Source organism: Acidithiobacillus sp. IBUN Pt1247-S3, assembly GCF_041146875.1.
Taxonomy (GTDB): domain Bacteria; phylum Pseudomonadota; class Gammaproteobacteria; order Acidithiobacillales; family Acidithiobacillaceae; genus Igneacidithiobacillus.
This window is the reverse complement of sequence record NZ_JBFRXP010000010.1, coordinates 15,553-29,038: the sequence shown is the minus strand read 5'-3', so window position 1 is coordinate 29,038 and position 13,486 is coordinate 15,553. Positions and strand designations below refer to the sequence as shown.

The following is a 13,486-nucleotide window of genomic DNA, read 5'->3' as shown; positions in this document are numbered from 1 at the left end:
GGTAACCAGTCGTTCTCGGTCCTAGAATTTAGTGCGCATGCGCTCACGAAGTGCTTGTGCTTGGGTGCGTATTTCCTGCAGCTCGGCAGCGGATTTGCGCTGCAAATTGCGCCATTGCAACGCCGTACGTGGGTGCTTGGAGAATTGCTCATTATGGCGCTGCAGAAAGTCCCAGTAGAGAGTGGTGAAAGGGCAGGCCTTTTCGCCGCTGGCTTGCGAAGGGTTGTAGGGGCAGCGCGAGCAGTGGCCACCCATACGTTGCAGGTATTGCCCGCTCGCCACGTAAGGCTTGGATGCCAACATACCGCCATCCGCATACTGTGACATGCCGATGACATTGGGTAATTCTACCCACTCTACCGCATCCACATAAATCGCTAGATACCACTCGTGAATGGCTCGCGGTTCGACACCCAGCAACAGGGCGAAGAGGCCCGTGACCATAAGGCGCTCGATATGATGTGCGTACCCGTGCTGCAGGGTGCGACGGAGTACATCGCGCAGGCAGGCCATCTCCGTATCAGCGGTCCAGTAAAATTGCGGTAGTGGCTGATGCGCTTGTAAGGCGTTATGTTGCAGATAATTTGGCATTTCGCGCCAGTAGATGCCGCGCACATACTCGCGCCACCCGAGGATCTGGCGGACAAAGCCTTCAACCGCCGCCAAGGGTGCCCGCCCAGACTCATATTCGGCAAGTGCCGCATCGATTACTTGCTGTGGATCGAGCAGACCGAGGTTCATTGCTGCGGATATGCGAGAATGATAGAGCCAGACCTCGCCTGGCCAGGTGGCATCCTGAAATGTACCGAAACTTGGTAGGCGCTGCTGCACAAAGTCTTGCAGCGCTGCCTTCGCCTGCTCCGTGCTTACCGGCCAGGCAAACGAGGTGAGTTCTCCGGGGTGATCAGGAAATTCCTGCTCTACTAGTGCAATCACCTCGCGCGTGATCGCGTCAGGCGAAAACAGCATGGGCTCAGGCAACCAACCCGGCCCCTCGCGACCAAAACTTTTGCGGTTTTCGGCATCGTAGTTCCATCTTCCGCCCCGTGGTTGCGACCCCTGCATGAGGATTCCCGTGCGACTGCGTGTGTGCCGGTACCAGTGCTCCATGCGGTACTGTTTGCGCTTGCCCGCCCAGGTATCAAACTCCTGCAGAGGGAAGAGAAAGCGGTGATCTTCCTGCTCTTGATACTGCACGGCGTATTTGCGGCAGAGGCCCATGATTTCCTCGCGCAGGGCCCAGGTGCCGGGGCGGGCGCAAACAAGTCGGCTGGGTCGGTAGGTTGCGAGAATGCCATCGAGCTGCGCAGTGAGCGAGGCGCAATTGCTGGACGTGAGCTCTTGGTAAAGTAACGGCAGGCCACGTTCTCGCAGTTGTGCGGCGAAGTGACGCATGGCAGAGAGGAATAGTGCGATGCGCTGTTTGTGTGACCAGACGAGCACCGCTTCGCTGCGCGCTTCGATCATTACACAAAGGTCTGTTTGCGGGTCGAGATCGTCCAGCACAGGACTACTAGCCTCGAGTTGATCGCCGAGGATCAAAATCAGGCGAGAAATGTTCATGCTTTGTCTTTCCTCTTTTTTTTGGCACGACAGGCCGCCGAGCAGTATTTCACTTCTGCCCAGTCTTTCTTCCAGCTAGTTCTCCAGGAAAAAGGCCGATTGCAGACGGGGCAGATCTTCTGAGGCAATTCTGATTTTTTCACTTACTTGCACCTTGCATAAACTTTGTACTATACATAATATGTACAGAAGAAAGGGACTGCAATGCATGGTGCATCCACTTTCTCGCGTGGAACGTAGATAAACAGACAGGCCAAGCACCGGAGACAAGAGAAATGCGGATTGCAGTAGTCGGTAGCGGGATATCAGGTTTGGCCAGCGCGTGGTTACTGCGCAAGCGCCACCAGGTAACGCTCCTGGAGGCGGATAGTCGCTTTGGTGGGCACACCCACACGGTCGACGTTCATCACGAGGGGATCACGGCTCCGGTAGACACGGGTTTCCTGGTCTGTAATGACTGGACCTACCCCAACCTGCTCGGGCTCTTTGCCGAACTGGGCGTGGAAACAGTAGCGAGCAATATGTCGTTTAGTGTTCGTTTACCTGCCCTGGGATTGGAGTGGGGCGGCACGAGTCTCAATAGCCTTTTCGCCCAGCGTCGCAATCTCACACGCCCAGCGTTTTATGTCATGCTGCGGGACATCCTGCGCTTTAATCGGGATGCAAAGGCGTGGCTGCGGCATGGTCAAGAGGACATCAGCCTCGGCGCCTTTCTGGAGCGCGGCGGATACGGGGCGTGGCTGCGCGATGCTTACCTCTTACCCATGGTCGCCGCCATCTGGTCCTGTCCGATGCGACAGATGGAAGAGTACCCTGCCCGTTCCATCATACAGTTCTGCGAAAATCATGGCTTGCTGAATGTACTTCGCCGGCCGCAGTGGCGTACTGTGCGCGGCGGCGGCAAAACGTATGTAGAGCGTATATTGGCAGACTTGGCAGACACTCGCTGCCAGCATCCAGTGCAGGCTCTCGAGCCAACTGGCAACAGTGTCCGCGTGTACAGCAAGCTCGGTGCAGAAGACTTCGACGCGGTGATCTGCGCCGTACACAGCGACCAAGCAGCGGCGCTGCTGGGCAGCCATTGGGGGCTGCAGCGTATGGCACTAAAAGCGATTCGCTACCAACCCAATCGAGCCGTTCTTCATCGTGACCGAAGTTTTCTGCCGCGTCGCCGCAGCGCCTGGTCGGCATGGAATTTTCACCACGAGGGCAGCAGTGGTGCAGACCTTCCGGTGGCGGTCAGCTATCTGATCAATCATTTGCAGCCGCTTCCCTTCCGCGATCCAGTCATGGTTACCCTCAACCCGGAGCGGGAACCTGATCCCGACCTCGTCTGGCAAGAAATCTCCTATGCTCACCCGGTTTTCGATACCGCTGCATTGCACGCACAGGTATCCCTGCATGCACTGCAAGGGCAGGGCGGACTGTACTTTGCTGGTGCCTGGCTCGGGCATGGCTTTCATGAGGACGGAATGCGCAGCGCGGTTGCGGTCGCCAATGCCTTTGGCGTGCGTGCGCCCTGGCAAGAACCCAGCGTGCAAACTCAGGAGGAGCCGATTCTATGGCCGCAGACCGCAACCTAGCCGGGGCGTTGCTGCCGGTGCGGGTCATGCATCAACGCCTGCAGCCCAAACGCCGTGCATTCCATTACCGGGGTTTTCAGCTATGTTTCGAGATCGGCGAATTGGCACAGTTGCAGAGCATTCTGCGTCGCTGGACACCCTTGGCATTTCGCGCCGCCGATCATGGACAACGCAGTGGAGCAGATCTCGCTACCTGGATTCGTAGTATTTTTGCGACCCATCAAGTTGTTGCTGAAAAGATTTACTTGGTCACTTACCCGCGCCTCTGGGGTTACGCCTTCAAGCCAGTAAGTTTTTGGATGGCGTTGGATGGCAAAGGCGAAATTCGTGCGGTGTTGGCCGAGGTAAATAATACCTTTGGTGAGCACCACAGCTACCTGGTACGCCACCCGGATGGGCGTGTAATTGCCGCAGACGACTGGATTACTGCAGAGAAGGCATTTTATGTCTCGCCGTTCTTCGCGGTGGATGGTCAGTACCGTTTCCGCTTTCGTTTCGATGCGGCGAAGGTGCAGGTGGATATTACCCATCTCGATCCACAGGGGCGACTTCGTTTGGCGACTCAGCTTGCTGGCAAGCGGCGAGATTTGACCATCGCTAGCGCTTGGCGTGTCGTGCTCGGTAATCCTCTGATGACTTTCGTGGTCACTGTTGGCATCCACTGGGAAGCCCTGAAGACCTGGCGTGCGGGTATTCGCCTGCAGCGCAAACCTGTCCCCCCTTCCGAGGAGATTAGCCTATGAGCACCCCCCGCGTTGCCTCTCTGCCTGTGCAGAAAAGACTGCCCACCCGTAAGGCGCGACTGCTCTTTCAGCTACTCGACCGGCATCTGCAATGTGGGTCTTTAGAGTTACACACCCCCGAGGGTGATATTTGGAATTTTCACAGCGCCGAGTCTGGGCCGCGCGCGCACTGGCGCATCTACAACTGGCGGGTGATTGATCGCATTGTGCGTGATGGGGACGTAGGCATGGGGCGGGCGTACTTCGAGGGGTTCTGGGATAGCACTGATCCGGCGCAGCTGATCGCACTTGCCGTGCGCAATCGTGCGGCCCTGGAGGCCTGGATACAGGGCAGTTGGTGGCGGCGGAGATTGTTCTGGTTGTTAGACCAGTTTCGCGCCAACACCGAGAGGGGCAGTCGCAAGAATATTGCTGAACACTACGACTTGGGTAACGACTTCTATCGTCTCTGGCTCGACCCGAGCATGAGCTACTCAAGTGCTTGCTTTGAGGATAATTCCGAGCAGAGCATGGAGCAGGCACAGGAGCGCAAATACGCCATGGCATTGGAGAGTCTGCGCCTGCAGCCCGGGGCAAAAATTCTGGAGATTGGCTGTGGCTGGGGTGCGTTTGCCGAATATGCCGCACGCCAAGGATACCAAGTATATGGCATTACGCTTTCGCAAGAGCAATTGCGCTACGGGCGGGAGCGCCTCGAAAAAGCCGGTTTGACGCATCGGGCAAGCCTTGAATACTGCGACTACCGCAAGGTTAAGGGGCTATACGATGGAATTGTCTCCATCGAGATGTTTGAGGCCGTGGGGCGTGACTGGTGGCCTACCTACTTCCGTCGCATTAATAGCCTGCTACGTAGCGGCGGTCGCGCGGTGGTGCAAAGTATCCATATTACGGATGAACTCTACGCGCAATATTGCAGCGGATCGGACTATATTCGGCGTCACGTATTCCCAGGCGGCTTCTTGCCCTCACCCAAGGCGCTGCAAGAGGAGTTGCAGGCGGCACGTTTGCAAATCATGGGGCGGAAACAGTTTGGGCAGGATTACGCCCGTACCCTGCGCTATTGGCGGGAACGTTTCGATGCCCAGAGTAAAGCTCTTGGTGAGATGGGTTACGATCAGACCTTTCAGCGCCTGTGGCGTTTTTACCTGGCATATTGCGAGGCAGGGTTCCGCGAAGCCAGCATTGATGTTGGCCAGTGGACACTTGCCCATGCATAGGCTAACCCTTGCAGGTTTCACGGCCTTGTCCCTCATCGCTGCCCCTACCGCCTGGGCCGGAAAAGTTGACGTGCCCCTACCGACAGTGGTGTACAGTGCACAACCCAAGTTACATTTGCTGGGCGCCGGACAACTCTACTGGTTCCTCTTTCACGTCTACAACGCCGCGCTCTATGTGGATGGCCAGACCTACGCCCCCCAGACGGCACCCTTTGCCTTGGCTATTCAATATAAACGGGACTTCAGTAGCCGGGAGCTGGCGCGCACCTCCCTAGAGCAGATGGACCGCCTTAGCCACCCCAGTCGCAGCCTCCACGCCGCCTTTGCCGAGGAACTGAAAACCGCCTTCCCCAACGTGAAACCGGGGGATGAGCTGGTGGGCCTGTGCGTGCCTCAGCAGTACACGGCCTTCTACTTCAACGGCAAGCTCTTTAGTACGATCCACAACCCGGCGTTTTGCCCAGCCTTCTTCGGCATCTGGCTGGACCCCGCAACGAAAGTGCCGGGTCTGCGCAAAAAGCTCCTGGGACCGCATGCCTAAGCAGGACCACCCGCCGGCGCGACTCCTTTTGCGCTACGCGCCCCTAGGCCTGCCCTTGGCCTTTGGTGCCCTGCCGGTGTATCTGCTCCTGCCCCATCTGTACGCAACCCGCTATGGGCTGTCCCTGGCAGGCATTGGCGTGTTCCTGCTCCTGGCCCGCTTGGGGGATGCCATAGTTGACCCCCTTATCGGGCGCTGGAGCGATGCCTGGGCTGCCGGACACGGCGCACGCCTAGCCCTGATTGTTGGGGGCCTGCCGCTGCTGATGTTCAGTTTCTATATGCTCTTCAACCCCATAGCCGATGTCTCGGTGTGGTGGACCCTAGCCCCTGCACTGCTTTTGTTTTACTTAGCCTACAGCGTCAGCAGCCTCAACTATCAAGCCCTGGGAGCGGAGCTCTCCAGCAGCTATCAGGGCCGGACCTGGCTGACCACCGCCCGCGAGGCAGGGGCCTTGCTGGGGGTCCTCCTCGCCGCCGTACTGCCCACACTCCTGCATCGGGAGCTGGGTGCTCAGTGGGCCTGGCCGGCCTTTGCCCTGACCTTCGCCGCGCTTTTGCTCGTTGCCGCCCTGCCCCTCTGGGGGCAGAGTCTGCGCCGCCCCGTCCGCACTACGGAAAAGGGTCCATTCTGGCGCTTTTATGAGCCCCTGCGCCGCCCCCACACTGCACGCCTGCTGGGGGTGTACACCCTGTCCCAGAGCGCCAACACCGTCGCCGCGACCTTGTTTTTCTTTTTCGTCGACCAGATCCTCCAGGCCCCGCAATGGGCGCCGGCCTTTTTGCTCCTCTACTTCCTCGCTGGTGCCGCAGGGATGCCCTTCTGGCTGTGGACCTCGCGGCGCCAGGGCAAGGCCCTGGCCTGGCGTTGGGCCATGACCCTGGCCACCCTGGCCTTTCTGGGGGCGGTTTTGCTGGGGCCAGGGGCGCTGTGGGGCTACGCCCTGGTCTGCTTGTTCAGCGGGCTATCCCTGGGGGCGGATCAAGCCCTGCCCCCTAGCATCCTGGCCGACCATACCGACAGCGACGCAGCGGCTCGGGCCGGTTCCTATTTTGGCCTCTACAACTGGGTGGGCAAAGCCGCCACGGCCCTAGGCGCCGGGCTCATTCTGCCCCTCCTGCAAGGCCTGGGATACAGCGCCAGCGGCAAGAACCTCTGGGCCTTGCTGCTGGGCTATGCCCTGGTCCCCGCCGCGCTCAAACTGGCCGCCATTGTCCTTTTACAACCCCAGCGCGTCGAAGGCGCCGCTGCCCTAAGCACCACCCCTGTAGGAGCATCCCTATGAAACTGCGTTATCTTATCGCCCCTTTGGGTGCCACCCTGGCCCTGGCCGGCTGCGCCACGGTCCCCACGGACTACGCCCACACCCAGCCGAAGTTTTCTTTACGCCAATTCTTCAACGGTCCCCTCATCGCTACGGGCATGTTTCAGAACCGTTCGGGCAAGGTGGTCAATCGCTTTACCGTGCGCATGATGGGCTCTTGGCAGGGCAACACCGGCACTTTGGACGAGTACTTCACCTACATTGCCAACGACGGCAAGATCACCCATGCCCAGCGCGTCTGGCATTTGCAGGACGATGGCGATCATCATTTTTCCGGCTCTGCCGTAGGGTCGGCGGGGGACGTGAAGAGCGCCCAGGGCGACGCCTATGGCTTTGCCCTGCACTGGAGCTATGACGTCAAACAGCCCGTCGGCAAATCCTACTACAATCTCCACGCCGACGACTGGATGTATATGATCAGCCCCGACGTGGTGGTAGATAAAACCGATGTGACTTGGTACGGCCTCCACGCGGGGGATATCACGCTAGAGATGCACAAGCTGCCGGATACTGCGGCCAATCGGGCGGCAATGAGCGCGCCGGAGTAGAGGGACAAGCACCTCAATGATTTTCCTCATCTACGGCATTAGCTTGGGGCTGAGTTTCGCTACGGCCTTCACCGGCGCGCGCTTTCGCCCAGGTCCGTGGTACCAAACCCTGCGCAAACCCCTGGGGCTGCCGCCGCCCTGGGTCTTTCCAGTGGTCTGGACCCTGCTGTATCTTTTGATGGCCATTGCCGCAGCCCAGATTTTTTTACTTCCCGATAGCGCCAGCCGGTCCCTGGCCCTGCTGCTTTATGTCCTGCAGTTGGTGGCCAACGCGGCCTGGTCGTGGATTTTTTTCGGTCGTCGGCAAATGCTTTGGGCCTGGGCCGACCTGAGTCTCCTGGTGTTGCTGGTACTGGCGGATACCTTGCTCTTTTACCGGCTGCTGCCCCTGGCCGGCGTGCTGATGCTCCCCTATCTGCTCTGGCTAGGGGTAGCCTTTTATCTCAACGGGTCGGTGTGGTGGCTCAATCGCCGGTCAGGGTCGATTTTGCCCTGAGTCTTAGGCGCCAGAGCGTCTAGACCTGGACACTCCTGACCAGCCATGGTGCGGTGCTGATACAAGACGCAGAGACACCCCGCACTGGCCTTTACCGATGCTTGCGTATAAAATTAAAGAGTCCTTTAATTTGATCGGGCTGAACTAAAGGCAGCTTTCAATGACACGCAGCGCTGGGATCTATTCGATTTCCAAAACACTAGGCGAGCCGGTGCAAGCGTTTGTGCCCTATGCCTTGCCGCCCGCTGATCCGGCGCTGTCGCCCGAGGCATTCACTGAGCCCAATCGGCGGGCCGAATTAGCCCTTGCGCGCCTGGCGGGGGTATCGGGACTGGTGCCGTCAGTAGATTGGTTGCTTTACAGCGCCATTCGTAAGGAAGCCTTACTCACCTCGCAGATTGAGGGAACACAGGCCACGCTGACGGATCTCTTCGATGAAGAAGCGGGCTTTCAGGTCAGCAATACCGATGACGTGGAGGAAGTGACTAACTACCTCCGTGCTTTTCGCTGGACGCAGGCGCAACTGCGCAATCCCAAAGGGTTGCCCATCAGCGTGCGACTACTGTGCGAGGCACATGCACGGCTGCTGGATGGAGCACGCGGTGCAGGCAAGCAACCGGGCGAGATACGTCGGTCCCAAAACTGGATTGGCGGCACGCGGCCCGGCAATGCGATCTTCGTCCCTCCGCCGCCGGAGCACGTTCCTGCGCTGTTGGCCGATATGGAGCGGTTCATTCATGGCAGGGCGACGGATTTGCCGCCGATGGTCAAGGTCGCCCTGATCCATGCGCAGTTTGAAACCATCCACCCTTTTTTGGACGGCAACGGACGCATCGGCCGACTGCTGATTGCGGTCCTGTTTGAGCATTGGGGATTGCTGTCCGAACCATTGTTATACCTCAGCGGCTACTTGAAACAACACCAAGGGGAGTACTACCGTCGCCTCTCAGCCATCCGCACGGAGGGCGATTGGGAGTCTTGGATAACCTTCTTTTTGGAAGGCGTGGCCACCGCTGCGGGCGAAGCAGAGAAGAACATCATCGCGGTCGCCAGCTTGGTGGCCACCGATCGTACGCGCTTGTTGCAATCGGCCAAGGCAGGGCCGGCGAGCTATCGGCTGTTTGAGATGCTGCCAATGATGCCGCGCTTCAGCATCGAACGCGTTCGCCAGCAACTGGACAACAGTTTCCCCACGGCAACGGGAGCGGTCAAGGCACTGGAAGCGTTGGGCATCGTGACCGAGATGACCGGCCGAAAAAAGAACCGGAGTTACAGCTATCAGGCCTACGTTGACCTGCTCTCTCGGTAACAAACACCCGCAGGCCCCCAGGTACCCGCAGGGGTGCTAGTAGTCTATCCAGGCGGAGGCAACCTGCTACCGTGCATTGCGGGCTGCCGGGCAACTCCACCATCAAGCGCGCACACGCACCGCGCATGCCAGGCAAGCCCCTGGCACATCGGGCCAGCGGCCCCAATCCGGCATGGAGTTGGGACATTTGCTGGCATATTTTGTCAAAATGCACCCTGGCCCTGAAACTTTGTGAGGTCTGTAATGAATGACGTGTTTACGCTGTTGCAAAACCATCGTTCCATCCGCCAGTTCCGCCCGGATCCGGTGGACGCGGCCACCCTTGCCGACATTGTGCGCTGTGGTCAGCACGCGGCCACGTCCAGCAATATTCAGGCATGTACGGTAATCCAAGTGGAAGACCGGGCGCAGCGGAACGCCATCGCCCAGCTCGCTGGCGATCAGGAGCAGGTCCGTAGCGCCGCTGCCTTCCTGGTGTTTTGCGCCGATCTGCACCGCGCCGAGGCCATCTGCACCCGCGCCGAGACGCCCTTTGTGGCCGGGATGACCGAGCATTTTCTCATTGCCAGCATCGATGCCGCCCTCTTCGCCCAGAACTGTGTCATCGCCGCCGAGTCCATCGGACTGGGCACCTGCTACATTGGCGCAGTGCGCAATCACCCTCGCGAAATCAGCGATCTTCTGCATCTACCCACCCAGAGCTACCCCGTCTTTGGCCTCTGCCTGGGCCACCCTGCCCAAGACCCGGAAGTGAAACCGCGCCTGCCCCTGTCCGTCGTCCTCAAACGTGAGGGCTACGACGAAAGCGCCGACGCCGAGGGCATTGCCGCCTACGATGCGACGATGCACGCCTACTACGCCCAGCGCAGCAGCAATGCCAAAAACAATTCCTGGAGTCAGGAGGTGGCGGCCTTGGTCGGCCGAGAAGCCCGGCCCCACATGCGCGCCTTTCTGGAAGAACAGGGCTTGAATCGGCGCTGAGCTGGACTCAAAGGCCGAGGACTAGTCGCAAGCCCTCTTCGACACGGCGCAAGACTTGTCCAGACAGAGCGCTGACGCGCTCGGTGAGCAGTGCACGATCAACCGTCAGCACTTGGGATACGTTGATGATGGATGGCTTGGCAAGGCCAGACGCTGACTTGCTCAGCCGCACGTTACCGGGCGCTTCAGCTAAGCCTAGGTTCGACGTGATGACCGCCACAATCACCGTGGCAATACGGCTGTCATTGAACGGGTTCGATTGAACTACCACGACAGGGCGGCGCATGCCAGGTCCGGAGCCTGCTGGCGCCGGCAGGGATGCCCACCAGATCTCACCACGCCTCATGGCTGATAGACTGCAACTGTGCCTTAGCGAGACCCGGCTCGACGCCGCAAGACTCCACCCCGTAAACCACATCTAGCTTGGCGGTGACAGCGGCATCGCCACGGGTACCAAGATACGCAGACAATGCCTCTGCGTAGAGATGACTGCGGGACACGTGCAACTGCTCCGCCAATTGCTCAGCGGCGCTGAAGATTTGATCGGGAACGGAAATGGCGACTTTCATTGCTTCAGGGTATCACCGCGGTATTACCAACGCTAGCACTGACACGCTAGCACTGAGTGAGAAGAGTCATATCGGCCTTGGAAACAACGGAATATGCGGCAAGCGTAGTGCTAACGCTGGCGGGATCGCCATTCCGCAAACTCCGAGGGCCGTAGTCCGTAACGGGCCAGTACCCCTTCATGGAGCCGGCGCAGCTCTTCCATGACCAATGCCTCAACATTTTCTTTGTCGGCGCCCAAGTCGTCTGTAGACAGGCATTTTGCAATGGCATCTAGGGGTGCGCGTTCAGGATGCAGGACAACTTCACGGACAGCCTGCTTGATTACTTCGCGCCAAGCCAAGCGCAGCGGGTCTGGCTAGCTCAAATCGCGCTTGATAGCCAGGTATTCCTGGGTGGAGCGTTCATAGGCCCAGACGTAAAGGTCGCACAATAAGGCAACCCGCGTCGTTTCATATACGCCCAGAATGGCTCGGCTATAGGCGGATTCGGGGACGTCGAGAAAGGTCAGCGGGCATAAATTGGCGCGAGTCAAGGGCAGGTTTGCCGCCAAGCACAAAGTCCGTTTATTGACGTCGCCAAAGGGCTGCAAATAGGGCAGCTCGTCGGCTCAGCATCAGCATCAGCATCAGCCATCATGGACGGTAGCGAAGCGCCTCTACGATGACCGCCAGGGCACGTGAGGACTGTCTCCGGCTCGCGTAATATAGATGGTAGCCCGCATAACTTGGGCACCACTCGTCCAGCACGCGCTGCAAACGCCCAACGGCAATATGCTCCAAGGCGACGTCCTCTGGGACGTAACCCAGGCCCGCACCCGCCAGGGTCGCGCGCAAGACAGGACTACTACTGTTGAAAACCCATTGCCCTTGCACGTGAGCATTGATACAGCGCCCGTCGCGCTCAAATTCCCAGGCCAGGATCCCACCGTGTGGTAGACGCAGGTTGATACAATCGTGCTCCGTTAGGTCCTGAGGGGTTTGTGGAGGGCTGTGGTTGGCAAAGTAATCCGCAGTCGCCACCACTGCCATCCGCTGATCCGGACTAATGCGCACTGCAATCATGTCCTTCTCCAAGTTTTCGCCTAGCCGCACACCTGCATCGAAACGCTGTGCGACAATGTCAGTCAAGCCATAATCGATGTTAATTTCAACTTGCAGATCTGGATATTTGGGTAGCACCTGGCTCAATTTTGGCCATAGCACGGTATTGGCGGCATGTTCAGCGGTAGTAATGCGGATAATACCCGCTGGTTGCTCCCGCAAATCGCGCAGCGCCGCGAGTTCGGCATGAATATCTGCAAAACGCGGCGCGAGGGTCTGTAGCAACCGTTCACCGGCTTCCGTCGGCGAAACGCTGCGCGTGCTGCGTGCCAACAAACGTAACCCCAAACGATTTTCTAGAGACCGCATGCGATGGCTCAACGCCGACTGCGAGATCCCAAGCTGTCGCGCTGCTCCTGTGAAGCTCCGCGCCTGGGCAACGGCCACAAAAGCCAGCAAATCATTGAAGTCCTCCGTCATCATTTATGAGAATCCTTCATATGGGCATGACGATTACCGTATCTTATCAATAAACCAATGGGGGGCTATAGTTTTGCCATCCTTTACTATTCCTCAGGAGAACTACCATGAACACACGCACATTGGGCCAAGGCGGCCTGGAAGTTTCCGCACTCGGTCTGGGTTGCATGGGCCTGAGTCATGGCTACGGACCGGCCACGGAGTCTACGGAGGCGATTCGTTTGATCCGTGCCGCTTTTGAACGCGGGGTGACCTTTTTTGACACCGCCGAGGTCTATGGCCCTTTCCTGAACGAATCCCTCGTAGGCGAGGCCGTAGCACCCTTTCGCGATAAGGTGGTCATTGCGACCAAGTTTGGCTTTGCTGAGGGCGTGGCCGCCAATGGCCTGGACAGCCGTCCGGAACAGATTCGTGCCGTGGCCGATGCGTCGCTCAGGCGTCTAAAAACCGATTGCATCGACCTGTTCTACCAGCACCGGGTGGACCCCCAGGTGCCCATTGAGGACGTCGCCGGCACGGTGCGAGATTTGATTCAAGAAGGAAAGGTCAAGCACTTCGGCCTCTCCGAGGCGGGCACCCAGACCATCCGCCGCGCCCATACAGTCCAACCGGTTGCTGCATTGCAAAGTGAATATTCGCTGTGGTGGCGCGAGCCAGAGGACACGCTACCGGTATTGGAAGAATTGGGGATAGGCTTTGTACCCTTTAGTCCGCTCGGCAGAGGCTTCTTGACTGGGGCAATCGACGCCCACACGACCTTCGACAAGTCTGACTTTCGCCACCTCGTTCCCCGCTTTACTGAAGCCAACCGCCAAGCCAACGCAGGACTTGTGGAAGTGCTCGGGCAATTAGCAGCAGACAAGGGCGTGACTCGGGCGCAGATCGCCCTGGCCTGGCTACTAGCGCAAAAGCCCTGGATCGTGCCGATTCCAGGGACGACCAAGCTGCACCGGCTGGAGGAGAACATTGGGGCGGCAACTGTCGAACTGACGGCCTCTGATCTCCGCACCATTGACGCCGCACTAGGGTCGCTTACCATTGTCGGCGACCGCTATCCACCGCACCTTCAGCAGCGCGTAGATCGTTGATTG

At 58.8% G+C, this 13,486-nt stretch carries 17 protein-coding genes; 10 read left to right on the top strand and 7 right to left on the bottom strand.

Going from position 1 to position 13,486, the window contains the following annotated elements:
• Positions 1–21 precede the first annotated feature (21 nt).
• A complete protein-coding gene (locus AB4090_RS08610; RefSeq protein ID WP_369573464.1) occupies positions 22–1,563 on the bottom strand; it encodes a cryptochrome/photolyase family protein in 1,542 nt (513 codons plus the stop codon).
• Positions 1,560–1,706, bottom strand: coding sequence for a DUF2256 domain-containing protein (locus AB4090_RS08605; protein WP_369573463.1), 147 nt, complete (start codon positions 1,704–1,706; stop codon positions 1,560–1,562). Before AB4090_RS08605 ends, AB4090_RS08610 begins: the two co-directional genes overlap by 4 nt.
• A 132-nt stretch (positions 1,707–1,838) precedes the next feature.
• On the opposite strand from AB4090_RS08605, the gene AB4090_RS08600 reads away from it, so the two are divergent.
• The 9 genes from AB4090_RS08600 to nfsA all read left to right on the top strand — a co-directional run bounded on the left by AB4090_RS08600 (position 1,839) and on the right by nfsA (position 10,305).
• Entirely contained in the window at positions 1,839–3,146 is a 1,308-nt protein-coding gene (locus tag AB4090_RS08600; protein WP_369573462.1) for an NAD(P)/FAD-dependent oxidoreductase, read from the top strand.
• Positions 3,125–3,889 (top strand): DUF1365 domain-containing protein, encoded by a 765-nt coding sequence (locus AB4090_RS08595; RefSeq protein WP_369573461.1) that lies wholly within the window; start codon positions 3,125–3,127, stop codon positions 3,887–3,889. The genes AB4090_RS08600 and AB4090_RS08595 overlap by 22 nt, the downstream gene beginning before the upstream one ends.
• Positions 3,886–5,106, top strand: a complete 1,221-nt coding sequence (locus AB4090_RS08590; protein ID WP_369573460.1) for a class I SAM-dependent methyltransferase — start codon at positions 3,886–3,888, stop codon at positions 5,104–5,106. Before AB4090_RS08595 ends, AB4090_RS08590 begins: the two co-directional genes overlap by 4 nt.
• Complete coding sequence (locus AB4090_RS08585; RefSeq protein WP_369573459.1) at positions 5,099–5,647, top strand: chalcone isomerase family protein; 549 nt, start codon at positions 5,099–5,101, stop codon at positions 5,645–5,647. The genes AB4090_RS08590 and AB4090_RS08585 overlap by 8 nt, the downstream gene beginning before the upstream one ends.
• Positions 5,640–6,932 carry an MFS transporter gene (locus AB4090_RS08580; RefSeq protein ID WP_369573458.1) on the top strand — a complete coding sequence of 431 codons (1,293 nt, stop codon included), beginning with the start codon at positions 5,640–5,642 and terminating at the stop codon, positions 6,930–6,932. Before AB4090_RS08585 ends, AB4090_RS08580 begins: the two co-directional genes overlap by 8 nt.
• The gene (locus AB4090_RS08575) at positions 6,929–7,519 is read left to right on the top strand and encodes a DUF3833 domain-containing protein (protein ID WP_369573457.1); all 591 of its coding nucleotides are present in this window, start codon (positions 6,929–6,931) and stop codon (positions 7,517–7,519) included. Before AB4090_RS08580 ends, AB4090_RS08575 begins: the two co-directional genes overlap by 4 nt.
• Before the next feature lie 16 nt (positions 7,520–7,535).
• On the top strand, positions 7,536–8,015 hold the full coding sequence (locus AB4090_RS08570) for a TspO/MBR family protein (protein WP_369573456.1): 480 nt from the start codon (positions 7,536–7,538) through the stop codon (positions 8,013–8,015).
• Positions 8,016–8,175: 160 nt separating this feature from the next.
• On the top strand, positions 8,176–9,324 hold the full coding sequence (locus AB4090_RS08565; RefSeq protein WP_369573455.1) for a Fic family protein: 1,149 nt from the start codon (positions 8,176–8,178) through the stop codon (positions 9,322–9,324).
• A 243-nt stretch (positions 9,325–9,567) separates the two neighbouring features.
• Positions 9,568–10,305 (top strand): oxygen-insensitive NADPH nitroreductase, encoded by a 738-nt coding sequence (gene nfsA / locus AB4090_RS08560; RefSeq protein WP_369573454.1) that lies wholly within the window; start codon positions 9,568–9,570, stop codon positions 10,303–10,305.
• Between the two features lie 7 nt (positions 10,306–10,312).
• Here nfsA and AB4090_RS08555 read toward each other — a convergent pair whose 3' ends face one another.
• From AB4090_RS08555 to AB4090_RS08535, 5 genes are all read right to left on the bottom strand, one after another.
• Positions 10,313–10,591: a type II toxin-antitoxin system PemK/MazF family toxin gene (locus AB4090_RS08555; protein WP_369573544.1), complete on the bottom strand. Its 279-nt coding sequence runs from the start codon at positions 10,589–10,591 to the stop codon at positions 10,313–10,315.
• A 46-nt stretch (positions 10,592–10,637) separates the two neighbouring features.
• Positions 10,638–10,874 (bottom strand): hypothetical protein, encoded by a 237-nt coding sequence (locus AB4090_RS08550; protein ID WP_369573453.1) that lies wholly within the window; start codon positions 10,872–10,874, stop codon positions 10,638–10,640.
• 110 nt (positions 10,875–10,984) lie between these two features.
• Positions 10,985–11,215 carry a hypothetical protein gene (locus AB4090_RS08545; RefSeq protein ID WP_369573452.1) on the bottom strand — a complete coding sequence of 77 codons (231 nt, stop codon included), beginning with the start codon at positions 11,213–11,215 and terminating at the stop codon, positions 10,985–10,987.
• 15 nt (positions 11,216–11,230) lie between these two features.
• Positions 11,231–11,425, bottom strand: coding sequence for a hypothetical protein (locus tag AB4090_RS08540; RefSeq protein WP_369573451.1), 195 nt, complete (start codon positions 11,423–11,425; stop codon positions 11,231–11,233).
• A gap of 82 nt (positions 11,426–11,507) precedes the next feature.
• Positions 11,508–12,398 (bottom strand): LysR family transcriptional regulator, encoded by an 891-nt coding sequence (locus tag AB4090_RS08535; RefSeq protein WP_369573450.1) that lies wholly within the window; start codon positions 12,396–12,398, stop codon positions 11,508–11,510.
• A 104-nt stretch (positions 12,399–12,502) separates the two neighbouring features.
• Here AB4090_RS08535 and AB4090_RS08530 point away from each other — a divergent pair, with 104 nt between their 5' ends.
• Positions 12,503–13,483 (top strand): aldo/keto reductase, encoded by a 981-nt coding sequence (locus AB4090_RS08530; protein ID WP_369573449.1) that lies wholly within the window; start codon positions 12,503–12,505, stop codon positions 13,481–13,483.
• The last annotated feature ends 3 nt before the right edge of the window (positions 13,484–13,486 follow it).